The following is a 25,582-nucleotide window of genomic DNA, read 5'->3' as shown; positions in this document are numbered from 1 at the left end:
TGAGCCCAGGTCAGCAAACGCCTTCGCACGGAATCCCGTCGCTATCTCGATCCAACTTGCTCCCCCATGAGCAGTTGGCGAGATACCAACGTGCTTCTTCGCAAGATGAAATCTGCGTGCACAAGCGGCGAGGTTGGCATGAGTAGCTCTGTGCTACTTGGCGACGGCTGACAAGCCCAAGGGGGCTTTTGGTTGGGCTCGCAGATTCGGCATGTTGTTCGCGCCAATCCCAAGGGTTGTCAAACGTCCCAATCCAGATTCCAACCTTTGCGGTTTCAGCATAAGTTTGCTGTTGCGCATAGGCGCCGTGGCTATAGCGGGGCCAGTCCAAGGCTTGGCCATGTTCGACCATCCAGGACGCGACGCTGACACCGTCCGCGCGCCGACAATCACCGACGAAGCGACGGTACCGATCCCATGAAACAAATGTGCATTGGACAGGCTGCGAAGCCGCAAGGAAATTCGCCAATGCTTCGGCCGCCCGGCGCCCGCAGGGGTATTGATGTGCGCTAGCGTCATTGCAGTATTGGCGGCTTTCGGGTGCATCGATGCCGTTGAAGCGGACGCGCTGCCCGTGGATCTCTATCGTGTCTCCATCAATCACCGATGCTATGCCTACTATCGGCGCCCGTCTCGACCCGGCCGAGTTTGCTATATCGAGACCACGTAACTGGTCACCCGAGCCTGTAAAATAGTGGGTCGCGTAAGCAGCCAAGGCCACCACGATCACCAGGATCAGAGGCAAGCGCACATCTGGAGAGAAACGTCTGCGGACGATTGGTTCAGCGCCGCGCCTTGGTCGCGCGCGGCGACGATGAGAATAGCGATTGTTATTCAATTTCCGATCCTTTGCGAAACGCAAGCTGCATGATTTGTAACGTGCCTCTGCACCATTCATAGGCGCCTTTTTCGCTGGCGCTGGTTTGCCTTGTAGTTCGGCGCTTTGAACATCATGGTGCCTTCGCAGATCAGCCCGAAGTCACGACTTTGTAGTTACCTTTTCCGTAAACACGACCATCTTTCCGCGCTGGAGCCTACAAGTTTTCTCGGAATGAAATTAGGAGGCCGATTCAAAAAGAAGTCGGCTTGTGCGCCAGTTGGTCGTGGCCGGCGAGGCGGATGCCAGAGCTGCCAACACCTCGTCCACACGTATGATGGCATTTTGTCCGAAAGGGAACCTCGAGATCAAGGTGGGGATGCGAAGTGTTCGGAACATTAAACAAACATCCGCAATTTTTCCACCGGCCCTTGGCATGCTGAAGTGGATTGACTCGAGCAACAAAGAAAACATCCGCCAGGCTCCTCTCATTTTGGTCCCGGTACGGCTGGAGCGAGGGGCCGCTGGAGAAAAGTTTCGGCTGCGAGCTCGTACGGAAGATCTTACCGCAAACCTCTCCTTGGAACTCTATCTCGACCGCATTCACAAGCTCGCCCTGCCGCGTTTTGAAGTAGGAGACGACTTCGACGTCTCGGCCTATCTCGATGCCGTTGCCGAAGCAGTGTCGACCAAAGAGGATTGGCAGGTGCTTGCCGATGATATGGTGCTCGGCTTCTTCTCGTTCGCTAAGTTCTTGATGTACCGTGACCTGGATCCGGATCTCTGGCCGGATGGCGCAAAGATTATCGAACAACCGAAGATCCGCTCGCTTCTTTCAGATGGTTTCGAAACACGCGAACCGCTGATGTCGGACGACATTGCGATTGATCCGCATATCGCGCCTGCCGAAATGTTGCATATCGTCGACAGTGACAGTTCTCAGACGCTTGCGATCCATGATGCAAGAAAGGGTCGCGACCTCGTTATCCAAGGTCCTCCCGGGACAGGAAAATCGCAGACGATCGCAAACATTATCGGGTCGGCCGTTGCCGATGGAAAGACCGTGCTGTTCGTTGCGGAAAAAATGGCCGCACTTGAGGTCGTGAAGCGACGGCTTGACACTGCGGGGGTGGGGGACGCCTGCCTTGAGCTCCATAGCAACAAGGCAAACAAGCGCATGATGCTGGAGGAGTTGCGGCGCACCTGGCAACTCGGATCGCCTCGCGGACAGCTTGCTTCTTCCCTTACTGAACGCCTGCTGGAGGCTAGGGACAAACTCAATGCACATGCTACAAGGATGCATGTTCCATTTGGAACGTCCGAACTCACTCCATACCAAGTTCTTGGCCAGCTAACCCGACTAAGGCAGAACGGGCAAAAGCCAGTTGACATTGAACTTGAGGATGCCACCGCTTGGACGAATGACGGTGTCTCGCAACGTCGCAAACTTCTCGATGACGTGTCTCAGCGGATCAACGAGATCGGCTTGCCGATCCACCACCCATGGCGGGGAGTTGGCCTGGATGTCGTTCTACCAACGACCATTGAGAGGCTCGTCCCACGCATTGCGTCGTCGCTGGATCAAGCAAAGGCTCTGCACGCCAAACTGGCCGATATTGCTGAGCGGATCGAGGCGAAGCCTCCGCAAATCCTCAGCGACAGCGGCGAGGTAGAAGATCTCGCTGAGCTTCTCGCGTCCGCACCTGGACTTCCTGCCGAGGCGCTAGTCTCGCCGGTTTGGGATGAGCGTCCAAAGGACATTGCATCGCTTCTCTGGACAGGAACAGATTTCAACCGCAAATCCGAGGAACTGTCGGAGCAGTTGGTGGCGACGGCTATCGACACGCCAATTGAAGGTCTCGAGACAGAGCTTGCTAAGCTTCCTTCAGACTTTCCGAAAGATGGTTTCGTTCGTGCGCGCCAGCTAACCGTGTTGCTCCCACGCTTAAGAGAAGAAGCTGAGCGGCTAAATCAAGAACTGGGGTCTACGGTTTTACCGGACACGCTTGCAGGACTCCTCAGGTTAGTGATGACCGGCGAGAGAGTTGCGGCAGCCCCCGATGCGAGCCCTGAGGCATTCGCAGCCACAGTTTGGGACTCCGGGCTGGAACAGGCTGGTGACCTTGCCGACAGCGTAGCAACGCTAGAGACTGCTAGAGCCGAGCTTCAGGGCAAAGTTGTTGATGCCGCGTGGAGTACCAACGTGGCCGCGGCGCGGCAAGCGCTCGCCGAGCACACGGGAATATTGAAAGCATTGAATGGTGACTACCGTCGTGCCACTGCACTTGTGCGGACTATTTTGGTGGCCCCTAGCGCGCCTGCGGCGGAGATAGTGGGTCTCCTCGACATTCTAATGAAGGGCCAAGCGGCCGCAGCAAAAGTGCGCGAAGGCGACGCCTTTGGCGGTTCCGCCTTCGGAGCCGATTGGCGCGGTGAGAGATCGTCTTCGGCACCACTCCAGGCCTTAGTGGAGTGGATGCGCACGCTGAGGGGACTTGGCTCGGAACCGCGAATTATAGCCGGGCGGATGGCGGAGCGCTCTGAAGCGGGCGCGCGTGCGGTCCGAGTTCGTAAGGTGATCGACATCGGTCAGCCGATTATCGAGGGGTTTTGGAACGATTTAGGCCACCTTGCGTCATCCATGCAAGGTGACGTGGCTTCCGCCGAGCGGGCCTCGCTGCAAATCATGGAAGCGAAGGCAAGCACTGTAGCTCAAGCCGATGACGCGTCACGACAGGTTCTGACTGACGTTCCAGATCTGATCAGTGAGCGGGTGGAGATACTACGCCGACTAGGCAGACTACAAGCGCTTGATCAAGAGATCGAGGACGGGGAAAGCCTTGGCAAGTTCGCATTCGGCTCGTCGTGGCTCGGTCGAGGATCCGATTGGGCCGCTCTCGCGCAAGCCGAACTTTGGCTGAGAGAAAATGGCTCAATCCGGCATTTGGCTGCGCGGTTGCCTGAAAGAAAAGAGATCGCAAACTTGGCGCGTTCAGCGCGTGAAGCGGCCCAAGCGGTAGCGCGGGAATTGAAGGCGCTTGCAGGGGATTTGAAAGCCGATGCTCCCTCCTTGTTTGGAGTAGACGATTTTCCAGACGTCGCGATAGTCGAGGTTGTTTCTCGACTGGAGGGGTGGCTTGATCATCAGGAACAGCTCTCAAAATGGGTTGCCTATGGAGAGCGATCCGAAACAGCCCGAAAGGCTGGACTGGGACAGTTGATAGACGGCCTGGCCGACGGCCAGATTACAACAGGATCGGCGCGATCAGTCTTCGATATGGCCTACTACGAACGAATGTTTCTAGCGATGGCGACCGATGAGCCGGAGCTGGCAAGGTTCGACGGGGAATTGCATTCCAGGGCTGTACGTGACTTCGCGGATCTGGACCGACAGAGGATCAAGGCCGGTGCAATCGAAGTTGTGACGGCTCATCACCGAAAAATTCCTTCAAGAGACGGCGGAGCTGGACCAGTCGGACTGCTTCGTTCTGAGATGGCGCGCAGACGGGGCCACATGCCTATCCGGCAGTTGATGCAGAAGGCAGGGCCTGCCATCCAGGCACTCAAGCCAGTGTTCATGATGAGCCCGCTTTCGGTGGCCCAATTCCTGTCGCCCGGCAGGATGTCCTTCGATCTTCTTGTGATGGACGAGGCGTCTCAGATACAGCCTGTGGACGCGCTTGGCTCGATCGCCAGGGCCAATCAGGTGGTCGTTGTTGGCGACGAACGCCAACTGCCACCCACGACATTCTTCGCGAAGGTGACAGGCTCGCAGTCTGAAGATGACGAGGGTGAGGGCGCGCAGGTCGCCGACATCGAAAGCATCCTCGGCCTGTTCACGGCCCGCGGCTTGCCGCAGCGTATGCTCCGCTGGCACTACCGTAGCCGTCACCAATCTCTGATCGCCGTATCGAACAGCCAGTTCTACGAGAACCGGCTTTTCATCGTGCCAAGCCCCTATACCCAAGAGGCAGGCATGGGGTTGCGGTTTCAGCATGTGCCAGAGGGGGTCTTCGATTCCGGTGGCACAGGAACCAATCCGGTAGAGGCGAGAGCAGTAGCCGAAGCGATCATCCGTCATGCGAAGGTGAACCCGCGAGAGACTCTAGGCGTTGCAACATTTTCGGTTAGCCAACGCCGCGCCATCCAGGATGAACTCGAAGGGCTGCGGCGACTAAATCCCGATACGGAGGAGTTCTTTCACGCGCACCCCAGCGAGCCATTCTTCGTCAAGAGCCTTGAAAATGTTCAAGGCGATGAGCGCGACGTGATCATGATCTCAGTGGGGTATGCCAAGAATGCGCAGGGGTACATGGCCATGCGTTTCGGCCCTCTTGGTGCGGAAGGCGGCGAGCGTCGGCTCAACGTCCTCATAAGCCGCGCCAAGCGCAGCTGCGAAGTATTCGCGTCCATCACAGACGAGGACATCGACCTGGAGCGTGGCAAAGGGAAAGGCATCTTCGCCTTCAAGCTCTTCTTGCACTACGCGAGAACAGGGCGAATTTCGCTTGCCCAGGCCACGGTTCGCGAAATGGATTCAATCTTTGAAGAGCAGGTAGCCAACGCGCTGATCGGAAAGGGTTACCAGGTTCATGCTCAGGTTGGCATTGCAGGCTTCTTCATCGATCTCGCGGTTGCTGATCCGGAGAGGCCAGGCCGCTATATTCTTGGCATCGAATGTGATGGCGCAGAATATCATTCATCGCGCTCGGCCCGAGATCGAGACCGGCTACGGCAGTCTGTTCTGGAAGACCATGGTTGGATAATCCATCGCATCTGGAGCGCTGACTGGTTTCAGATGCCACGCGAGCAGCTGGAGCGAACCATATTAGCGATTGAGGCTGCGAGAAAAGAGCTCGATGAGCGGGCCGAATTGGGGGTCCAGAGAAATCGTGCTGTAGCCGTGCAGGTTGTTACGGTCGACAGCGGCAACGTGACGGAAATCGGTCTCGAAAGCACAAAGGGATCCGAGATACCCAATCGAGCCTACGAAGAGGCCGAACTAAACCGACCGGGATCGTTCGAACTCCACGAGACGCCCAGCGGAATCATGGCCGGACTGGTCGAGCAGGTGGTGGCTATAGAAACACCAATCCATGTCGACGAAATAGTTTCGCGTATTCGGGGCGCGTGGGGTCTGCAGCGGGCCGGTGGCAGGATTCAGGATGCAATCGAGCGAGGGGTAGGCCTAGCGCAGAGAGGTGGTGCAGTAGCCCGTCGAGGCAGCTTCTGCTTCAAGCCAGGTGCTCCTGTTCGTCTCAGGGATCGCAGCGGCGTCGTGTCCGCTGGATTGCGCAAGCCCGAAATGATTGCGCAGGACGAAGTCGCCCAAGGCGCCATGGAAGTCGTGAAATCCAACCTCGGTGCGACGGAGGAAGAAATCGCAATAACCGTTGCGAGAATGCTGGGCTTCAAAGCCACAAGTGCACAATTGCGGCAGTTGATTTCAGCTGGGGTCGCCGATTTGATTGCCAAGGGCTTGCTGCGGCCCCAAGACGGTTTGTTGGTGGCCGGCGAGTCCGCGAGCGAGGCATTAGCTGAAGTGTGACCGGGCATTGTAGAGCCCTCGTTGCAATCTATGTTGAAGCTCGGAACACCTCTTTTGCTGGCGGAGGCCGAATGGCATTTCGATTCGTACACACGGCCGATATTCATCTCGACTCGCCGCTGCGTTCGCTCGCGATGCGTAATCCCGATCTTGCCGGGCTCGTGGGCGACGCCAGCCGCCAGGCATTCGTTTCGATAGTGGATCTCTGCCTAGAGGAACGCGTGGATGCGTTGGTAATAGCCGGCGACCTATACGATGGTGATCAAACCTCGATGAAGACGGCGCGGTTCCTGGCAGCGCAGATGACACGCCTGCACCAGGCCGGCATCAGGGTTTTCAAGATCCGCGGCAATCATGACGCCCTGTCGCGGATTTCCAAACAGCTGGTGTTTCCTGACACCGTGACCATTTTTGGCGGTCGTGCTCAGTCGGTATTGCAGACAGCCGGCGGTGTGGACGTCGTTTTCCATGGTTTGAGCTTTGCGAACCCTAAGGCGCCGGACAGCCTGCTGCCCAAATATCCGGCTGCTCGCGAAGGAGCCGTCAATATTGGCATCATGCATACCAGTCTGGCCGGATCGCCCGGTCACGACGTTTACGCGCCCTGCAGCATCGCTGACCTGCACGCCCACGGTTTCGACTATTGGGGGCTTGGCCACATTCATCTTCGCCAAGTCCATTCCGGCGCAAGCACGGTGGTGATGCCGGGAATACCGCAGGGGAGGGATATCAACGAGGCCGGCGAGAAATCAGTCACCCTTGTGACGGTGCGAGACGACCGTTCGGTGGAGATCGAGGAAAGGCTGACCTGCGTTGCGCAGTTCGAAAGGGTCAGCGTCGACCTTACGGGAGCAGTGGAGTGGTCCGAGGCCGTCGCGCGTGTTCGAAACGCACTCGAAGAGATGCGGGCCGCCGTCCGGTCGCGTCATGCTGTGGCCCGCGTTGGCCTAATAGGAACATCACCATTGTTATGGGCGCTGATCCGCGACAGAGATCTCCTTCTTGCCGAAGCCGAACAGGCTGCGGAACAGCTAGGCCATACGTGGGTGGAGAAGCTCGAGCTTGACATCGCGCCACCTCGGGCGGAGACGGCCGAGGATATTGCTGATCCGATTTTCGAACTCGAGCAATCCATGCGCGCCGATGCCACCTCGGATGCCTTCCGCGCCGAGGCGAGGGCGTTCGTCCAAAGGATGGTCGCCGACCTTCCGGCCGACGGACGGGATTTTGCTGGGAAGGACGAAGCCGGGCTGGAACGGTTCCTCGATCAGGTGCTTTCCAAGGGCGCAGACTTGGTGACTTCCCGCCTTAAGTCCGGTGGAGCGTCATGAGGCTGCAGCGCCTTGACCTCATTCGCTATGGAAAGTTCACCGATGGTACGATCGACTTCGGACCCAAACCGGAATCCGGACCTGATCTGCATATCGTGTTTGGCCTGAATGAGGCCGGCAAATCGACAGCGCTTTCCGCCTATCTAGATTTGCTGTTCGGCATCGAGGAACGGAGCCGCTACAACTTCCTGCATGAGTACAGCGCCATGCGCATCGGTGGGGTTCTGGAACTGGCCGGCTCCGAGCACACGTTCACGCGTACGAAACAGCGTACTAATTCGCTATTGAACGCGACGGGCCAATCGATGAGCGAGGTGGCGATCACGGCGCATCTCGCCGGACTGTCGCGTGACGCTTACACGACTATGTTTTCACTCGATGACGAGACGCTGGAAGCCGGCGGAAAATCGATCCTGGAATCGCGGGGCGACCTCGGCAAGCTCCTCTTCACGGCCAGCGCCGGTCTTGGGAACGCAAGCGATACGTTGAACGCCCTCGAGGCCGAAGCAGACGCGCTGTATCGGAAGCAGGCGCATGGCACCGAACTGGCGCTGCTGAAGAAGCGCCTTGTTGACGTGAAGTCGCGCAGGGATGCGATCGACACACTTGCATCGACCTATGAGGGGCTGGAGGCCGAACGTCTCGATGCATCGCAGCAGTACGGCCGAACCATCAGCGATCGGGCCGTGCTGGTGGCCAGGCTGGATACCATTGCTCGTTACGTACGTGCTGCGCCGATGCTGGCGGATATGCGCCGCAAGATTGCCCGGCTGGATCAGCTGCCGGACATCACCTCCCCAGCCCGGACATGGACGGGAAGTGTCACCGAACTAATCGATGACGATGCCAGCCTCAGAACGCGACTGTCCGCAAACATCGATGAGGTCGAGCGGCTGTCGGCAAAAGTCACTGCGGTCGACGAGGACGAACGGATCCTGTCGATTTCCGAACGCATTCGCAGCCTGGCGGAGGGCAAGGTGCGCCATACCGCGGCTGGCTTTGACTTGCCCACTCGCAGGATGGGGCTGCAAATCCTCAACAACACCGTGGCAAGCTGCCTTGCCGCCTTGGGCCGGTCTTCCGAGCCGGATCCTGCCGCACTGCTTCTGCCTACCGTCACAGTTGGCGTCGTTCGCGCTATGGTCGAGCAGAGGTCCGGTATTGCTACGGGCGCGCGCGCCGCCCGCGACGAGGCGGCGGCAGCACTCGATGCGTTGCAGGTGGCAAGGCAGCGGGTCGGCGAGGAAAGGGCGGTGCCCGAACCCGCCAGGGCAAGGCTGGGCTCGGCTTTGTCGAAAGCGCGAGCAAGCGGACACAAGGCAGAGATCAAGACGGCTCGCGAGGCGGGAGATGCGGGAACAATCCGATGGAAGGCATCGCTGGCTCGCTTGCGTCCATGGAACGGAGATGCCCTCGCTCTCGTCAACGTTGCGGTTCCGAGCGCCGGGCAGATTGCCGCCTGGAAGACAGTAGCGTCAGTACTGGCAAGGAACACCGCGGTACTTGCCGAACGCCTCGCCGAATACGAGGGCCACCATGCAATGCTCGCCGCACGATTGGATGCCCTTCGAGCCTCGGTCGACGTTGTCGACGATGAAGCGGCTGCCGCCATCCGCCGTCTCCGCGATGATGCGTGGGCAACGCACCGCGCAGTGTTGACTGGTGACACCGCTGACGATTTCGCCGTGGCACTGACGCGCGATGACGTTGCCAGCGCAGGCCGGCTGGCCGGCGCGGCGGATCTGGCCGAGATCCGGGCAATGACGCGTGCCCTGGCCGAGGCCACGGCCAACCTGTCACGAAACGGCATCCAAAGCCAACAGCTCGTCAAGGATGCGGATACCCAATTGTTGGAAATCCGTGTGGCCGCCAGCGACCTCCTCGGAGAAGCCCTGGAACCTTCGTCTGAGCGCCTGATCGAAAGGATCGAGGATCAGATCGAGGCGCGCAGCGATGCGCTCGCTGCCTGGGAGCAGATCGAACTTGCTCGCTTGAAAGCCGAGCGAGCCGCTGACGCCGGCGAGCAGATACACTTGGAAATGAGAGCGGCGCTGGAAAGTGTCGGCATAGTATCAGAGCCCGGCGACACCCTCGAAGCAATCATGGCCATCGCGGAGCTGTTTCTGGACCGGCAGCGCAAGGTGGACGCCGAGTATGCCGAGGCGCTCAGGATGGTGAGTTCCAAAGAAGAGGATCTAGCTGCCCGACGGGTTGCGGTAGGGGTGGCGGAGCGTCGCGAGGAGGAATGGCTGGCCGGCATTACCGAAGCGCTCAAGGGAACGTGGCTCGAAAGCGGTCTGTCCGCGTCAGGCGTTGGCGCTGTGCTCGATCAATTGGCCGAACTGTCAAGAAGCCTGCAGGAGCGGGAGGATCTGCAGCTGCGTATCGACAAGATGGAGGCCGACAGGGCCAATTTTCTGGTCGAGGTCATCGCCGTTGCGGTCGAAGCCGACGAGCCGACGAAGGATGGCGAGCCGGAGCAGTTGGCCACCCGCCTTGCCGAGCGCCTGGAGCGTGCCGAGCGGACACGTGAAACGAAGGCAAGCCTCGGCAACGAGCTGAAGCGCCTCAAGGAGGCGCGCGAAATCCTCGACACCGAGATTTCGGCACACGAACGCCGCAAGAATGAAGTGCTGGGCGTCTTTGGCGTCGCCACTCTGTCCGAGGTAGTCGAACGCGACGAGCTGCTGCGTGAGCGCGACGGCTTGCGCACTACCGTCGCCGAACTTGAGGAACGGGTAGTGGCGGAACTCGCAGTCGATGGATTCGACCAGGCACGCTCGATCCTGGAAGCGATCGATTTCGACAACCTCGCGGTCGAGAAGGCTGAGGGCGAGCAGCGGCTTCGCCAGTTCGTTGAAATCATCCAGCAACAGCTGATCCGACAGACCCGCGCGGCAGACAAGTTGGACGCCATCGGCGGTGACAGCGCGGTTGCCCGCCTGGATGCCGAACGGCGCACAACCCTGTTGGAAATCGAGGAGAAGGCCGTTCGCTACATTGAGCTGAAACTTGGTATCATGTCGGCTGGAAATGCTTTGCGGATCTACCGTGAGAACCACCGTTCGGGGATGATGGCGCGTGCATCAGACGCATTCAAGCTAATGACCCGTGGGCAGTATTCAGGCCTTACAACCCAGCCCGTCAAAGGCGAGGAGGTTCTCATCGCGGTGCAGCGCGACGGGCAATCCAAGCTCGCTGAAGCGCTTTCGAAGGGCGCGCGCTTTCAGCTCTACCTAGCACTGAGGCTCGCCGGTTATTACGAGTTCGCCCAATTCCGGCCCTCGGTTCCCTTCATCGCCGACGACATCATGGAAACCTTTGACCATATTCGCTCGGAGGAAGTTTTTAGATTGTTTGGGGAGATGGCGAACACAGGTCAGGTCATCTATCTCACGCACCACAAGCACCTATGTGAAATCGCCAAGGCTGTTGTGCCACAATCTACCATTCACCAGCTGGATTAGGCTCGATTAGAATTCGCGTCAAAACGGTTCAACTAACCAACTCGGCTGACATAGGAACCTTCGATCGAATCCATCATGACGTCCCATAGAGGCTGAGAAATGCCTATTTTGTTCTGCAATGTTGCGTGGATGAACGACTACTCCGGGCGGAGCGCGGATGACCCGCCTCTCGGTGGCGGGGCGGGGCATTTCGAGTAAGCAATTATTGCGCCGAAGAATGCAACTTTGTTGCAGCCAATGACGGGTACGTTTACAGCGCTTCGAGACGATTAAGGGCGAATTGGATCGGCAGGTGCGCCCACAATACGGGTTCAGTTCAAGGGGCGTAACCCGCCCAGCACTACAAGGATAAGATCAGGTCGTTCAGGGCTAGGACGCTCGCCGAAATGCATTCGTGCTGCCCCGGACGGATAGGCACCGTGTCAAAGGGTGAGTGGCCAGGCAAGCTGATGGTATGCGAACGATACGACAGATCGATCCGCCAGAGCATTCGTCAAGAGAGTAAAGGCATTATCGAAGGCGAGCCAGTCGCTCCCGTCGGGGCATCGCCCGCAAGCGGAGGATCGCGCCGCGCCGTGCATGCGATTGGACCTCTCGTCCCGCTGCGCTGCTGAGATCTCTCCTGTCAGGCGATCTAGGTTCCGCGCTTCGGGCCGAGCAGGAAAACTATGAGGGCAGCGACGAACGTGGCAACAGCGCTGTAGGCAATGGCGCTGGCGATCCCCGCATTCTCCACCAATAGCCCGCCGAAAATCGCGCCGGCTGCGATTGCCACTTGGAATGCTACGACCATCAGCACACCGGCGCTTTCGGCCTGCTCGGGAACGGCCCGCCGCACCATCCACGTCTGTAATCCTACCGGCACCGCGCCGAAGGCAAAGCCCCACGCGCCAACCGCAATCCCCGAGGCGAAGGCCGATGCTCCCGCCGTCAGTAGCGAAACAGCCGCTATCCCTATGAGCAGCGGTGCAAGGGCCGCGACTGCCTTGAGACTGTACTCGGCCAGAACCCCGCCGGCCAAATTGCCGAAGAATCCGCCGATGCCAAAAGCAAGCAACACAAGCGAGATCGTCTCGACGTCAAGCGCGGGAATCTTTTCGAGGAAGGCGCGGATATAGGTGATTCCGGCGAAGTGGCCGGAAGCGACCAGCAGGATGACAAAAAGCGCAACCTTGACCATCGGAATCTTTGCCACATCCAGCAGGCTGCGGACGCTAGTCACTCCAATCGGAGGCAGTCTCGGAATGGTTATGAGCTGCACGAGCAGTGTAGCGACACCGCCGGCTGCAGCGAGCATGAAGGCGCTTCGCCATCCCCAGATATCGCTGACATAAGCGCCGATTGGAGCTGCGCAGACGGTAGCTACGGAAACGCCGGTGAGGATGATCGACATAGCGCGAGGCAGGAGGTGGCTTGGAACGAGCCGCATCGCCAGTGCTGCCGACATCGACCAGAAGCCTCCGAGCGCTATGCCGAGCACGACGCGTGCAGTCAGGAGAACCGCCAGCGACCACGCGCCGGCCGCCAGAACGTCCGACAGGATCAGCAGCAGCGTCATGGTCCACATGACGGTCCTGCGGTCCAGGCGCTTTGTGATGATGGCCACCGTCGGCGCCGAGATCGCCCCGACGATAGCTGTCGCCGTCATCGCCTGTCCAGCCGCTCCCTCGCTGATAGCGAGATCATGCGCGAGGGGCGTGAGCAGGCTGACAGGCAGAAACTCTGCCGTGACCAGCCCGAAGGTGCCCAAGGAAAGCGAAATGATGGCACCCCATGCGGGACCAGACGGTGGGACAGGCTTTTCTGGGTCGTGCAGAACAGCGTTCATGACGCCTGCTGCGGATCGGGTCATGAACGAAGTCTCCACTTTGATGCAATGCAACGTGATGTAGGCTGCCTTGACCCAAATCTAAAAACACAAGCGCATTTCCCGGCGGCGTTGCACTGAGGAGGGGATGTTCATTGCTTCGCGATACTTTGTGACGGTGCGGCGCGCAACATCAATGCCGGTTTCCTTCAGCCGGACAGCGATGTCCTCGTCGGAAAGCACGTCGCCGGGAGATTCTGCGGCAATGATCGCTTTGATCCGATGCCGGACAGCTTCGGCGGAGTGCGCATCGCCGCCTTGGCAGGACGCGATCGCGACGGTGAAAAAATACTTCAGTTCAAAAACTCCGCGCGGGGTAAGCATGTACTTGTTCGAGGTCACCCGGCTTACCGTCGACTCGTGCACGTCGATCGCGTCAGCGACGGTTCTAAGATTGAGAGGCCGCAGGTGGGCGACGCCATGTTCCAAAAAGGCATCCTGCTGACGCACGATTTCAGCCGCAACCTTAACAATCGTCTTGGCGCGCTGATCGAGGCTGCGGATTAGCCAGTTCGCGTTTTGCAAGCATTCGTCGAGAAATGCTTGATCTTTCGAATTTTGGGCAGTCTGACGCGTGACTTCGGCATAGTAGGTTTGGTTGATCAGCAGCTTCGGCAGCGTGGCGGGATCAAGTTCGATCTGCCACCCGCCTTGCGGCGAGGGCGTGACCCAGACGTCGGGTATGATTGATTCAGACGCACCGGATTCGAATCTGTTCCCAGGCTTTGGATCGAGCGCACGAACCTCATGCATCATGTCGAGAAGGTCTTCTTCATCGACGCCGCAATGCTGCTTCAGCGCCTCAAAATCGCGTCGCGCAAGCATTTCAAGATGGGCAACCAAAGCTGCCATTGCCGGGTCGAGCCGGTTTCGCTGGCGCAACTGAATCTCGAGGCATTCTCTGAGACTTCGCGCAAAAACTCCCGGTGGATCAAATTGTTGCAAGGTTCCGAGAACCCGTTCCACAACAGCCTCATGGACATTTAGGCTCTGGGCCAGCTCCAAAAGGTTCGCCCGAAGGTAGCCAGTGTCTTCCAGATCGGCGGCAAGCTGGCCAGCGATCAGCCGCTCCTGTGGTGTGAACGCAGTGAGGGCGATCTGACGAGCGACATGGTCGTGCAATGTTTCGGCGAGTGTGGCAAACTCGTCGAGGGAAGGGCCATTGCCCGGCGGGTTGTTGGTCGTGTTGCGAAGTGATTTCCATTGCCCGAGCCGTTCAGGCGACCCTGCCCCGGTCGGACCTTCAACGGCGTTTGCCCCAAAGCCGACAGGCTGATCCGCTCCCGAAATCGAAGCATCGTCAAAAGGCCCGCCATCGTTTGACGCAGATTCCAAGAGCGGGTTCTTCTCGATTTCCCCCTCCACGAACTGATGCAGTTCGGTATGCGCCAGTTGCAGCAAGCGAATCGACTCAATGAGTTGAGGCGATGCGACGATGGATTGCTTCTGGCGCTGAAACAGGCTTGCTGAAGATTGCATGGTGTGTGCGATAATCCCGTCGAGGAGCCTCTTGGGGCCTGCAATGGCGCCAGTGAGACGTTTTCTAGGTCATGCGGCGGCTTTCAGCGTTTCGAGAACGTTTTGCGGGGATGAGACGCCATACGGGTCGGCCTCGCAGTTGTCGGAGAAACCTTCCTCCTCGAACCAGTGCTCCACCACGCCATTGTTGATCAGGGCGGCGTAGCGCCATGAGCGCATCCCGAATCCGAGATTGTCCTTGGCAACCAGCATGCCCATCTTGCGTGTGAACTCGCCTGAGCCATCGGGGATGAGCTGGACCTGCTTCAGGCCCAAGGACTTCCCCCACGCATTCATGACAAAGGCATCGTTGACTGAGAGGCAGTAAATCGCGTCAATTCCCTGCTTCGCAAACTCATCATAGAGCTCTTCGAACTTGGGCAATTGGTAGGTCGAGCAGGTCGGGGTGAAGGCGCCAGGCAGCGAGAACAGGATGACCCGCTTGCCGGCAAAGTAGTCGTCAGATGTTTTTTCTTGCCAGCGATATGGATTTGGCCCCTGGACTGACTTATCGTGAACACGCGTGAGAAAGGTGACGAAGGGAACTTTGTTTCGAACTGTCATCAAGTTGCTCCTGAAGAAGACTGCGCTGAATTCTGGCAGAGGCTGGCGCAATACCGGGTAAAGGCTCGTATCCCCGGCACGGAATGAGGGCCTCGCGGCTCGCAACCTCCTTTTTTTCCCTCCCGACGTACGGGAACGTCCTGGCTGCTGGCCTTTCCCATCCGAACGCAATCGATCTGAGCGAGCTGGACACCGTCGAGCATCTTGCTTTCCACGGCTATGGCGCCGGAAGCGGGATCGGTCACTAGCGATAGTGCGTTTGGAAAAAGGATAGCGGCCGGAAGGAGCCAATATCGCAAAGCATGTGGGGGCCTGAAATGTCACTTCACGCAACAGACCCGCGTCACTGGACTCCGCGTCACTGGACTGGTTCAGCATGTTGTCGATATGTGGCAGTGACCCGCCGGCCTTGGCTTGGGTGACGACCCTTTGACAAGGCTTTTCGGCACTCACATGCTGAACAGAACCGGCAAACCGCATTTGCGCGCGCGGCCCGTGTTGGCGCGCCGGCATCGGACCAGCCATGCGCAAAGCGGCCACCCAGAACGGACTTCCGGAGGAGACGATGCCCCGATGTTCAGCTGGAAGGGGCACCGTCTCCTCAGGCCACGGTCTAGAGCTTCGCGTATCGGGCATGGCACAAGTCGCTTTCATCGTGATTTGATGGTGCTCTAACCAGGAGCAGCAAGCGGCGTGCCATTTGGAATAGAGGTGCCGTTGGACCGCCCCCTTTCTTCTCGGAGGCCGTGTCTTGGAAGATCGGGCGCGCGCTATAACCGCCTCGTCACATAGGCAACAACGATGCTGTGTGGTGCGGATATTCGGCGCTTCGGCCCCGGCTGGGCAAAGAAGACCGGAAGCCGAGCCGATGCACTACCTGAGGCTGGCGGGCACTCCAGTCATTCCGTAGCGTGTGCCGCTAGCATTCATGGGTGCGCAGGCACCGCGAACACGCGCCTGTCGCGGCAACATGAGCGCGCGCTCTTGGGCAAGCGCCTTGGCCCCGTGAGGATCGAATTCCCCAATCGTGTCTGTTTGCCGCCCTCTTATGTTCGAAACTGGACCAGAATGTCGCAAGCCCGACCTAAAGGTCGCCGAGGCGTTCTGTCCGACACTGTTCGGTCGCCTTTGTTGGCCCGCGACACCGGCCTATTTCGCCTAGCTCTTCTCTGGCCTCAGGCTAAGCCCCTAAAAGCATCACAGATTTTTTTGTTCGGTCGGCCAAATTGGCACGAGTTTTGAAGCCTCTTCGTTGCGGGCCGGGAGCCGCCGACCGACTTTCATTTCGTGGATGGCACGAATGGAACGAAGAAAGAAAAGCAAAATGTCAAATCCGCGTCGGATAGCGTCTATGGGCATGGGGTCCTCGGCGAAACCGCCCTTACCCAACAGCTCGCCGCTCTTGTCGACCCTTGCGCAGGAAATCTTGGCCGGCGGCGAGTCAAAGGCCCACCACACCGACTTTATCCTGACCTCGAAGGTACAGGATAACGTTCTGCATCTCGCCGCGCGTTTGCCTAGGCAGTTAAGCGTTAGCCGATCCTGATAATCGGTCTGCCTTCCGACGACGTCGTCTACATGCCGTCTTAGGTCTTCTCTACCGCAGCGCCCGCCGGTCACCTTCCGCCCTTCCATCGCTATAGAGTGAAGTGCCAGCATGTCCGAACAACCTTTGCCGACGCTGCCGATGTGGCGCGTCGATCACATTGAGCCCTCGCCTGAGATGTTGGCGCTACGGGCCAACGGTCCGATCCACCGCGTGCGCTTCCCGTCCGGGCACGAAGGCTGGTGGGTGACAGGCTATGACGAGGCCCGGGCGGTGTTGTCCGACGCGGCGTTCCGGCCCGCGGGAATGCCGCCGGCGGCATTCACCCCGGATTCGGTGATTCTCGGTTCGCCAGGATGGCTGGTCTCGCACGAGGGGGGCGAGCATACGCGCTTACGCACGATCGTGGCGTCGGCCTTCAGCAACGGCAGGGTGAAGCTGCTCGCGCAGCAGGTCGAGGCGATCGCCGCGCAGTTGTTCGAGACGCTGGCGGCCCAGCCCCAGCCCGCCGATCTGCGGCGCCACCTCTCCTTTCCGCTTCCCGCCATGGTCATTGGCGCGCTGATGGGCGTGCTCTACGAGGATCACGCCTTTTTCGCCGGGCTGTCCGACGAGGTGATGACGCACCAGCATGAAAGCGGCCCGCGAAGCGCGTCGCGCTTGGCCTGGGAAGAACTCCGCGCCTACATTCGCGGCAAGATGCGGGACAAGCGCCAGGATCCGGGCGACAACGTGCTGACGGATCTGCTCGCGGCGGTCGACCAGGGCAAGGCGACCGAGGAAGAGGCGATCGGCCTGGCGGCGGGCATGCTGGTGGCGGGGCACGAGAGCACCGTGGCGCAGATCGAATTCGGCCTGCTGGCCATGTTCCGCCATCCGCAACAGCGCGAACGCCTGGTCGGCGATCCATCCCTGGTGGACAAGGCGGTAGAGGAAATCCTGCGCATGTACCCGCCGGGCGCCGGCTGGGACGGCATCATGCGCTATCCGAGGACCGACGTGACCATCGCGGGCGTGCATGTTCCCGCGGAGAGCAAGGTGCTGGTCGGCCTGCCGGCGACGTCATTCGATCCGCGCCATTTCGACGACCCGGAAATCTTCGATGTCGGACGTGACGAAAACCCGCACCTGGCGTTCTCCTACGGGCCGCACAGCTGCATCGGCTTGGCGCTGGCCAGGCTGGAACTCAAAGCGGTGTTCGGTTCGATCTTCCAGCGCTTTCCCGCGCTGCGCCTGGCGGTGGCGCCCGAAGAACTGGAGTTGCGCAAGGAGATCATCACTGGCGGGTTCGTGGAGTTCCCGGTGCTCTGGTGATGCGCGGACGCCACGAGGAATCGCGATGTCCTCGAATTGGCCCGCGCGACTGCCGCGCGCCGATCAGATCAGCCAACCAACAGGTGACCAAGATGGACGTGCAAGAAACCACGGCAGCATGCCGGGACGCCTTCGCCGAACTGGCGTCGCCAGCGTGCATTCAGGACCCGTACCCATTCATGCGGTGGTTGCGCGAGCACGATCCGGTACATCGCGCGGCGTCGGGCCTCTTTCTGTTGAGCCGCCACGCCGACATCTACTGGGCGCTCAAGGCCACGGGCGATGCTTTTCGGGGGCCGGCACCAGGCGAACTGGCGCGCTATTTCCCGCGTGCGGCGACCAGCCTGTCGCTAAGTCTGCTGGCGTCCACTTTGGCGATGAAGGAACCTCCAACGCATACGCGTCTGCGCCGGCTGATCTCGCGCGATTTCACCATCGGCCAGATCGACAAGCTGAGGCCGACCATCGCTCGCATTGTCGCAGCGCGCCTGGACGGCATGGCGCCCGCACTGGAGCGCGGGGAGGCAGTGGACCTGCATCAGGAATTCGCGCTGGCCTTGCCCATGCTGGTTTTCGGAGAACTGTTCGGCATGCCCCCGGACGACATTCTCGCGCTCGTCACCGGCATCAGCGCCATTCTGGAAGGCCTGAGCCCGCACGCCAGCGATCCGCAGCTCGCCGCGGGGGACGAGGCCAGCGCCAGGGTGCAGGCCTACTTCGGCGACCTCATACAGCGCAAGCGCACCGATTCCCGCCACGACATCGTGTCAATGCTGGTCGGCGCACACGACGACGATGCCGAGACGCTGTCGGATGCGGAATTGATCAGCATGCTCTGGGGCATGCTGCTGGGCGGCTTCGCCACCACTGCTGCGGCCATCGGCCATGCTGTCCTGGCGATGCTGGCGTATCCCGAACAGCGGCACTGGCTGAAGGGAGATGCCGTGGGGGTGAAGGCATTCGTCGAAGAAGCCCTACGCTACGACGCGCCCGCCATGTTCAGCTCCATTCCGCGTATCGCCCAGCGCGACATCGAAATGGGCGGCGTGGTGATCCCGAAGAACGCGGACGTGCGCGTGCTGATCGCGGCCGGCAATCGCGACCCGGACGCCTTCGCCGATCCCGATCGCTTCGATCCCGTGCGGTTCTGCGGCACCAGTCCTGGCATGTCGATCGACGGGAAGATCATGCTGACCTTCGGCCACGGCATCCACTTCTGCCTTGGTGCGCAACTGGCCCGGGTGCAGTTGGCCGAAAGCCTGCCGCGGATCCAGGCGCGCTTCCCCACGCTGGCATTGGCCGAGCAGCCGACCCGGGAGCCCTCCGCGTTCCTTAGGACGTTCCGCGCGCTGCCGGTGCGGCTGCATGGGCAGGAGGGATGAGATGCGCGTCGTGGTCGATCAGGATCTGTGCGGAACTACCGGGCAGTGCGTGCTGACGCTGCCGGGCACCTTTCGCCAGCGCGAACCGGACGGCGTGGCCGAAGTGTGCGTGGCGACGGTCCCGCCGGCGCTGCACGCCGCCGTGCGGCTTGTGGCCAACCAGTGCCCGGTCGCCGCCATTCGGGTGATCGAAAGCGACGCCGGCCATGACGAGAGCGCCAGTGCCGACCCTGCGCCTTCTCCGGCGCAGGCCGAGCGGCATGCTGCGAAAGACCAATGCAATTCAGGAGACACGATGGCAAGGTTTAAAGGCAAGGTGGCCGTGGTGACCGGCGCCGGCGCCGGCATGGGCAAGGCATGCGCTCTCGCCATCGCGCGCGGGGGCGGCAGAGTGGTGGTGGCCGACATTGATGGCTCGGCGGCCATCGCCTGCACCGCGCAGATCGCGGCCGAAGCAGGCCACGCGCTGCCCATAGCCATGGATATCGCCGATGAGCAGGCGGTGGCAGCGCTGTTCGAGACGGCGGAGCGGCACTTCGGGGGGGTCGACCTGCTGGTGAACAATGCGAGCGCCATGCATCTGACCCCGCGCGACCGCGCGATCCTCGACCTGGACCTGGCAGTCTGGGACCAGACCATGGCGACCAATCTGCGCGGCACGCTGCTCTGCTGCCGGCAGGCTATCCCACGGATGATCGCCCGCGGCGGTGGCGCGATCGTCAACATGTCGTCGTGCCAGGGCCTAAGCGGTGACACGGCGCAGACGTCCTACGCCGCGTCGAAGGCGGCGATGAACATGCTCTCGGCTTCGCTCGCCACCCAGTACGGTCATGCGCAGATCCGCTGCAACGCGGTTGCGCCGGGTCTTATCATGACCGAGCGTCTCCTCGCCAAGCTGGACGAGTGCATGCAACGCCATCTGCGCCGGCACCAGCTCCTGCAGCGCGTCGGCCGCCCCGAGGACGTGGCCGCGCTCGTGGCGTTCCTGCTCTCCGACGATGCTGCGTTCATCACCGGCCAGGTCGTGTGCATCGATGGCGGCATGCTGGCGCATGTGCCGACATACGCCGACGGTGGCAACAGCTGCGCCGCGCGCCCTGCCCGCGACACCGAATCGGCGACGGCGGCGCGCTGCTGATGGACATACTGCTCAACCCACTCAACCGTCGGCACCGGCTGCGATGCGACATCCCGGTCATGCCCGGCGCTTTCCCCCTAGTCGGGCATCTTCCCGCCATTGTCTGCGACCTGCCGCGCCTGCTGCAGCGCGCAGAACGGACGCTGGGCAGCCACTTCTGGCTGGATTTCGGCCCCGCCGGGCATCTGATGACCTGCCTGGATCCGGATGCATTCGCACTGCTCAAGCACAAGGACGTGTCCTCGGCGCTGATCGAAGAGATCGCGCCCGAATTGCTTGGCGGAACGCTGGTTGCCCTGGACGGCGGCGCGCACCGGCAGGCGCGCGATGCCATCAAGGCAGCCTTCTTGCCCAAGGGGCTGACCCAGGCCGGGATCGGCGACCTGTTCGCGCCCGTCATCCAGGCGCGGGTGCTGGCGTGGCGCGCCCGCGGCCAGGTACCCATCCTGCGCGAAACCGGCGACCTGATGCTGAAGCTCATCTTCAGCCTCATGGGAATCCCCGCGCAGGACCTGCCGGGATGGCATCGCAAGTACCGGCAATTGCTGCAGTTGATCGTCGCGCCACCGGTCGACCTGCCCGGACTGCCTTTGCGGCGCGGCCGCGCCGCCCGCGACTGGATCGACGTGCAGTTGCGCCGGTTCGTCCGCGACGCGCGCGCGCATGCCGCGCGCACCGGGTTGATCAAAGACATGGTGAGCGCCTTCGACCGCAGCGACGGTCCGCTCTCCGATGACGTCCTGGTCGCGAATATTCGCTTGCTGCTGCTTGCCGGTCACGACACCACTGCCTCGACAATGGCCTGGATTGTAATCGAGCTGGCGCGGCAGCCTGTGCTGTGGGACGCCCTGGTTGAGGAGGCGCAACGCGTGGGCGCGGTGCCGACCCGGCACGCGGACCTGGCGCAGTGTCCGGTCGCCGAGGCGCTGTTCCGCGAGACACTGCGCCTGCATCCGGCGACCACGCTCCTGCCGCGTCGCGCGCTGCAGGAATTGCAACTCGGCCAACGGCGCATTCCCGCGGGCACCCATCTGTGCATCCCGCTGCTGCATTTCTCGACCTCGGCGCTGCTGCACGAGGCGCCTGATCAGTTCCGCATGGCGCGGTGGCTGCTACGCACGGAGCCGATCCGGCCCGTGGACATGCTGCAGTTCGGTACCGGCCCACACGTCTGCATCGGCTACCACCTGGTATGGCTGGAAATGGTGCAGTTCTGCATCGCCTTGGCGCTGACCATGCACAAGGCCGGGGTGCGGCCGCAGTTGCTGAGCGACGTCGAAAAAGGCCGGCGCTATTACCCGACCGCACATCCGTCCATGGCAATCCGCATAGGCTTCTCATGAGCTGGCATCGCATGCCCCGTCTGGCAAGGCAGCGGCGCCGGCGGGGCGCGGCATTGCTGCACTCAGCGCACGCACTCGTGTGACGACTTGCGCTCGCCGTGGCCGTCTCAGCTACAAGGACATGAACAACATGCAAACCGGTTCCACAATACACGACGACCGAACTGGCGTTTCCGCATTCGGCGGGTTGGGCGCGCAGGCGCGCGGCGCATCTGGCGGGCTGCTCCCGGAGATCTGGATGCAGGACGGCGCAAAGCGGGTCGAACAGGCGCTGGCGCGTCTGCTCTGCGCCGAAGACGACGGTAAGACAGAGCTGATGGCAGCCATGCGCTACGCCACCTTGCATGGCGGGAAGCGCACCAGAGCCTTGCTCTGTCTGGCTGCCGGCGCACTGGCGGGCACGCCGGCGCACATGCTCGACGACGTCGGTGCCGCCATCGAGATGATGCACGCCTGTACCCTGGTCCACGACGACCTGCCCGCGATGGACGACGACGTGCTTCGCCGCGGCCTTCCGACCGTGCACGTAAAGTTCGGCGAAGCCACTGCGATCCTGGTCGGCGATGCGCTGCAGGCCCACGCCTTCCTGACGCTGGCGAGCCTGGATGCGCCGGGCGACAATCGTATTGCGCTCGTGCGCGAACTGGCTCAGGCGGTGTCCGCCGAGGGTGCCGCAGGCGGGCAGGCCATGGATCTGTCGCTGGTCGGAAAGCACGCTGGGCTGGACAGGATCCTGGCGATGCACCGGATGAAAACCGGAGCGCTAGTGCGCGCGTCGGTTCGCATGGGCGCGCTATACTCCATCACGGAGGATGCCGCGCACGCTGCGCTGTACTGTGCGCTCGATCGCTACACCGCCTGTTTTGGCCTGGCGTTGCAGGTGGCCGACGACATTCTCGACGCGACGGCGAATACCGCGACTCTTGGCAAGACCCCCGGCAAGGACGCGGCCGCGCAGAAGCCGACCTGCGCGTCGATCATGGGGCTGCAGGCAGCGCGCCAGTTCGCCCTGTATTTGTTGCACGACGCCGGGGAGGCCATCGCCCCTCTGGGGCCGCGTGCGGAAGGGTTGGCGCAGATGCTGCAGCGGGCCAACGTCTATCTGTCCGCGCCATACGCATGAGCGCGCATATCCGTAAGGACTCGTCGCTGTGCTGCTGCGATCCGCCGACGGGCGCTGCATGCCGCACTGTGTCCGTGTCGGCGGCGACGTGCGCGGCGTCTGCCCGTTTCTGTTCTCATTAGCCCTCTGCAGAAGGAACATCCCGCGTGAACGCGCTGTCCGAACAGATCCTTTCCGAATTGCGCCACCTGCTGAGCGAGATGAGCGACGGCGGCAGCGTCGGTCCGTCCGTATACGACACGGCGCGAGCTCTGCAGTTCGACGGCAACGTCACCGGTCGGCACGACGCATACGCGTGGCTCATCGCGCAGCAACAGGCCGATGGCGGATGGGGAAGTGCGGACTTCCCGCTGTTTCGCCATGCGCCAACGTGGGCGGCGTTGCTGGCATTGCAGCGTGCCGATGCTCTTCCCAGGGCTGCCGACGCAGTCCAGGCTGCAACCCGGTTCATCGAGCGCCAGCCCGATCCCTACGCGCATGCGGTGCCGGAGGACGCGCCCATCGGCGCGGAGCTGATCCTGCCGCAGTTGTGCGACGAGGCCGCATCCTTGCTGGGCGGCTTGTCGTTTTCGCGCCACCCGGCGCTGTTGCCGTTGCGGCAAGCACGCCTGGTCAAGCTGGGGGCTGTGGCGACGTTGCCGAGCGGCCATCCGTTGCTGCACTCCTGGGAAGCCTGGGGGACGTCGCCGGCCACCGCATGCCCGGACGACGACGGCAGCATCGGCATCAGTCCGGCGGCCACCGCCGCCTGGCGTGCGCACGCCGTGACACAGAGAAGAACGCCGCACGTCGGGCGCACGGGCGGGTATCTGCTGGCGGCATCGCGGGCGACGCGCACCGGCATCGAAGGTGTCGTTCCCAACGTCTGGCCAATCAATGTGTTCGAGCCATGCTGGTCGCTGTACACCCTGCATCTGGGCGGTCTGTTCGCGCATCCCGCGCTCGCCGAGGCGGTGCAAGTGATCATCGCGCAGCTCGACGCCCGCCTCGGCGTGCGCGGTCTAGGCCCTGCCTTGCACTTCGCGGCCGATGCGGACGACACCGCCGTTGCGTTGTGCGTCCTTCGCCTTGCAGGCCGCGACCCGGCGGCCGACGCGTTGCGCCAGTTCGAAACCGGCGAGCTCTTCGTCACCTTCCCCGGCGAGCGCAATGCCTCGGTGTCGACCAACATCCATGCCCTGCATGCGTTGCGAATGTTGGGAAAACCCGCCGCCGGCACCAGCGCCTACGTCGAGGCCAATCGCAACCCGCACGGTATATGGGACAACGAAAAATGGCACGTTTCCTGGCTGTATCCCACCGCGCATGCGGTCGCTGCGCTGGCGCAAGGCAAGCCGCAGTGGCGCGACGAGCGCGCGCTGGCAGCGCTGCTGCAGACGCAGCGCGACGACGGCGGCTGGGGCGCCGGTCGCGCGTCCACATTCGAGGAAACCGCCTATGCGCTGTTCGCGTTGCACGTGATAGACGGGACCGAACAGCCGGCAGGGCGACGGCGCATCGCGCAGGCGGTGGCGCGCGCGCTGAAGTGGATGCTCGCCCGCCACGCAGCCCATGCATTACCCCAGACGCCGCTGTGGATCGGAAAGGAACTGTATTGCCCCACCCGGGTGGTGCGCGTGGCCGAACTAGCCGGGTTGTGGCTGGCGCTTCGTTGGGGGCGGCGCGTCTCGGCCGAGGGAGCAGGAGGGGGGCCATGATCCCGGCCGATCGCGCGCTGCAGCATGTGCTAGAGTGGGGGCGTTCCCTGACCGGGTTCGCCGACGAGCATGCCGTGGAAGCAGTCCGGGGCGGCCAGTACATCCTGCAGCGCATCCAGCCGAGCCTGCGCGACACCAGCGCCCGCACCGGCCGCGATCCGCTGGACGAAACGCTGATCGTGGCGTTCTATCGCGAACTGGCGCTGCTGTTCTGGCTGGACGATTGCAACGACCTTGACCTGATCGCGCCGGAGCAGCTCGCCGCGGTGGAGCAGGCGCTGGGGCAGGGCCTGGCGTGCGCGCTACCAGGATTCGAGGGCTGTGCTGTGCTGCGCGCTTCGCTCGCCGCGCTCGCCTACGATCGTCGCGACTATGCCCAGCTTCTCGAGGATACCCGGTGCTACTGCGCGGCGCTGCGCGCCGGACACGCGCAGGCGGTAGGGGCAGAGCGCTGGTCCTACGCCGAGTACTTGCAGAACGGCGTGGATTCGATCGCCTACACGAACGTGTTCTGTTGCCTGTCGTTGCTGTGGGGGCTGGACATGGCGACCTTGCGCGCGCATCCGGCGTTTCGCCAGGTCCTGCGGCTCATCTCCGCGATAGGGCGCTTGCAGAACGATCTGCATGGACGCGAAAAGGATAGGTCGGCCGGCGAGGGAGACAACGCGGCGATACTGCTGCTGCAGCGCTATCCGGCCATGCCTGTCGTGGAGTTCCTCACCGACGAGCTGGCCGGCCACACACGCATGCTGCACCGGGTGATGGCGCAAGAACGCTTTCCCCCGCCGTGGGGACCGTTGATCGAAGCCATGGCGGCCATCCGCGCGCAGTACTACCAGACCTCAAACAGCCGGTACCGCAGCGACGCTGCGGGCGGACGCCAGCGTGCGCCGGCCTGAACGCGCGGAAAACGGCGGCGTGCGCGCG

General features: G+C 61.8%; 15 protein-coding genes and 1 pseudogene. 11 read left to right on the top strand and 5 right to left on the bottom strand.

Annotated elements, in window-relative coordinates; all coding sequences use genetic code 11:
• Positions 1-10: 10 nt before the first annotated feature.
• Positions 11-898, bottom strand: a complete 888-nt coding sequence (locus NKJ57_RS27565) for a thermonuclease family protein (RefSeq protein WP_352513567.1) — start codon at positions 896-898, stop codon at positions 11-13.
• A 190-nt stretch (positions 899-1,088) separates the two neighbouring features.
• Here NKJ57_RS27565 and NKJ57_RS27560 point away from each other — a divergent pair, with 190 nt between their 5' ends.
• The 3 genes from NKJ57_RS27560 to NKJ57_RS27550 all read left to right on the top strand — a co-directional run bounded on the left by NKJ57_RS27560 (position 1,089) and on the right by NKJ57_RS27550 (position 11,163).
• Complete coding sequence (locus NKJ57_RS27560) at positions 1,089-6,365, top strand: DUF3320 domain-containing protein (RefSeq protein WP_352513568.1); 5,277 nt, start codon at positions 1,089-1,091, stop codon at positions 6,363-6,365.
• Between the two features lie 71 nt (positions 6,366-6,436).
• Positions 6,437-7,696 (top strand): metallophosphoesterase family protein, encoded by a 1,260-nt coding sequence (locus NKJ57_RS27555; protein ID WP_352513569.1) that lies wholly within the window; start codon positions 6,437-6,439, stop codon positions 7,694-7,696.
• Complete coding sequence (locus NKJ57_RS27550; RefSeq protein ID WP_352513570.1) at positions 7,693-11,163, top strand: ATP-binding protein; 3,471 nt, start codon at positions 7,693-7,695, stop codon at positions 11,161-11,163. Before NKJ57_RS27555 ends, NKJ57_RS27550 begins: the two co-directional genes overlap by 4 nt.
• Positions 11,164-11,797: 634 nt before the next feature.
• Here NKJ57_RS27550 and NKJ57_RS27545 read toward each other — a convergent pair.
• The 4 genes from NKJ57_RS27545 to NKJ57_RS27530 form a co-directional block, all read right to left on the bottom strand.
• The gene (locus NKJ57_RS27545) at positions 11,798-13,015 is read right to left on the bottom strand and encodes an MFS transporter (protein ID WP_286456083.1); all 1,218 of its coding nucleotides are present in this window, start codon (positions 13,013-13,015) and stop codon (positions 11,798-11,800) included.
• Positions 13,016-13,072: 57 nt separating this feature from the next.
• Positions 13,073-14,509 carry an RNA polymerase factor sigma-54 gene (gene rpoN / locus NKJ57_RS27540; RefSeq protein ID WP_352513571.1) on the bottom strand — a complete coding sequence of 479 codons (1,437 nt, stop codon included), beginning with the start codon at positions 14,507-14,509 and terminating at the stop codon, positions 13,073-13,075.
• Between the two features lie 69 nt (positions 14,510-14,578).
• Positions 14,579-15,112: a peroxiredoxin gene (locus NKJ57_RS27535; RefSeq protein WP_352513572.1), complete on the bottom strand. Its 534-nt coding sequence runs from the start codon at positions 15,110-15,112 to the stop codon at positions 14,579-14,581.
• Between the two features lie 1,197 nt (positions 15,113-16,309).
• Positions 16,310-16,570 carry a hypothetical protein gene (locus NKJ57_RS27530; RefSeq protein WP_352513573.1) on the bottom strand — a complete coding sequence of 87 codons (261 nt, stop codon included), beginning with the start codon at positions 16,568-16,570 and terminating at the stop codon, positions 16,310-16,312.
• Between the two features lie 199 nt (positions 16,571-16,769).
• Here NKJ57_RS27530 and NKJ57_RS27525 point away from each other — a divergent pair, with 199 nt between their 5' ends.
• The 8 genes and pseudogenes from NKJ57_RS27525 to NKJ57_RS27490 all read left to right on the top strand — a co-directional run bounded on the left by NKJ57_RS27525 (position 16,770) and on the right by NKJ57_RS27490 (position 25,554).
• Positions 16,770-17,972 carry a cytochrome P450 gene (locus tag NKJ57_RS27525; protein WP_352513574.1) on the top strand — a complete coding sequence of 401 codons (1,203 nt, stop codon included), beginning with the start codon at positions 16,770-16,772 and terminating at the stop codon, positions 17,970-17,972.
• Positions 17,973-18,064: 92 nt separating this feature from the next.
• The gene (locus NKJ57_RS27520) at positions 18,065-19,354 is read left to right on the top strand and encodes a cytochrome P450 (protein ID WP_352513575.1); all 1,290 of its coding nucleotides are present in this window, start codon (positions 18,065-18,067) and stop codon (positions 19,352-19,354) included.
• Positions 19,338-19,481 (top strand): annotated as a pseudogene (locus NKJ57_RS27515) (ferredoxin); the annotation flags it as partial. The gene NKJ57_RS27520 and the pseudogene NKJ57_RS27515, both read left to right, overlap by 17 nt.
• Positions 19,482-19,649: 168 nt before the next feature.
• The gene (locus NKJ57_RS27510; protein ID WP_352513580.1) at positions 19,650-20,492 is read left to right on the top strand and encodes an SDR family oxidoreductase; all 843 of its coding nucleotides are present in this window, start codon (positions 19,650-19,652) and stop codon (positions 20,490-20,492) included.
• On the top strand, positions 20,492-21,835 hold the full coding sequence (locus NKJ57_RS27505; protein WP_352513576.1) for a cytochrome P450: 1,344 nt from the start codon (positions 20,492-20,494) through the stop codon (positions 21,833-21,835). The genes NKJ57_RS27510 and NKJ57_RS27505 overlap by 1 nt, the downstream gene beginning before the upstream one ends.
• A 130-nt stretch (positions 21,836-21,965) precedes the next feature.
• Positions 21,966-22,958 carry a polyprenyl synthetase family protein gene (locus NKJ57_RS27500; protein ID WP_352513581.1) on the top strand — a complete coding sequence of 331 codons (993 nt, stop codon included), beginning with the start codon at positions 21,966-21,968 and terminating at the stop codon, positions 22,956-22,958.
• A gap of 146 nt (positions 22,959-23,104) precedes the next feature.
• Entirely contained in the window at positions 23,105-24,655 is a 1,551-nt protein-coding gene (locus tag NKJ57_RS27495) for a prenyltransferase/squalene oxidase repeat-containing protein (RefSeq protein WP_352513577.1), read from the top strand.
• Positions 24,652-25,554, top strand: coding sequence for a terpene synthase family protein (locus NKJ57_RS27490; protein ID WP_352513578.1), 903 nt, complete (start codon positions 24,652-24,654; stop codon positions 25,552-25,554). Before NKJ57_RS27495 ends, NKJ57_RS27490 begins: the two co-directional genes overlap by 4 nt.
• Positions 25,555-25,582 lie beyond the last annotated feature (28 nt).

The organism is Mesorhizobium sp. M0077, from assembly GCF_040322955.1.
Lineage (GTDB): Bacteria > Pseudomonadota > Alphaproteobacteria > Rhizobiales > Rhizobiaceae > Mesorhizobium.
This window is presented reverse-complemented; position numbering and strand designations above follow the sequence as displayed.

Coding starts and splice junctions, on each gene's coding strand:
- NKJ57_RS27565 (WP_352513567.1), bottom strand. CDS start 898: ATGAATGGTGCAGAGGCACGTTACAAATCATGCAGCTTGCGTTTCGCA.
- NKJ57_RS27555 (WP_352513569.1), top strand. CDS start 6,437: ATGGCATTTCGATTCGTACACACGGCCGATATTCATCTCGACTCGCCG.
- NKJ57_RS27550 (WP_352513570.1), top strand. CDS start 7,693: ATGAGGCTGCAGCGCCTTGACCTCATTCGCTATGGAAAGTTCACCGAT.
- NKJ57_RS27545 (WP_286456083.1), bottom strand. CDS start 13,015: ATGACCCGATCCGCAGCAGGCGTCATGAACGCTGTTCTGCACGACCCA.
- rpoN (WP_352513571.1), bottom strand. CDS start 14,509: ATGCAATCTTCAGCAAGCCTGTTTCAGCGCCAGAAGCAATCCATCGTC.
- NKJ57_RS27535 (WP_352513572.1), bottom strand. CDS start 15,112: ATGACAGTTCGAAACAAAGTTCCCTTCGTCACCTTTCTCACGCGTGTT.
- NKJ57_RS27525 (WP_352513574.1), top strand. CDS start 16,770: ATGTCCGAACAACCTTTGCCGACGCTGCCGATGTGGCGCGTCGATCAC.
- NKJ57_RS27520 (WP_352513575.1), top strand. CDS start 18,065: ATGGACGTGCAAGAAACCACGGCAGCATGCCGGGACGCCTTCGCCGAA.
- NKJ57_RS27510 (WP_352513580.1), top strand. CDS start 19,650: ATGGCAAGGTTTAAAGGCAAGGTGGCCGTGGTGACCGGCGCCGGCGCC.
- NKJ57_RS27505 (WP_352513576.1), top strand. CDS start 20,492: ATGGACATACTGCTCAACCCACTCAACCGTCGGCACCGGCTGCGATGC.
- NKJ57_RS27500 (WP_352513581.1), top strand. CDS start 21,966: ATGCAAACCGGTTCCACAATACACGACGACCGAACTGGCGTTTCCGCA.
- NKJ57_RS27490 (WP_352513578.1), top strand. CDS start 24,652: ATGATCCCGGCCGATCGCGCGCTGCAGCATGTGCTAGAGTGGGGGCGT.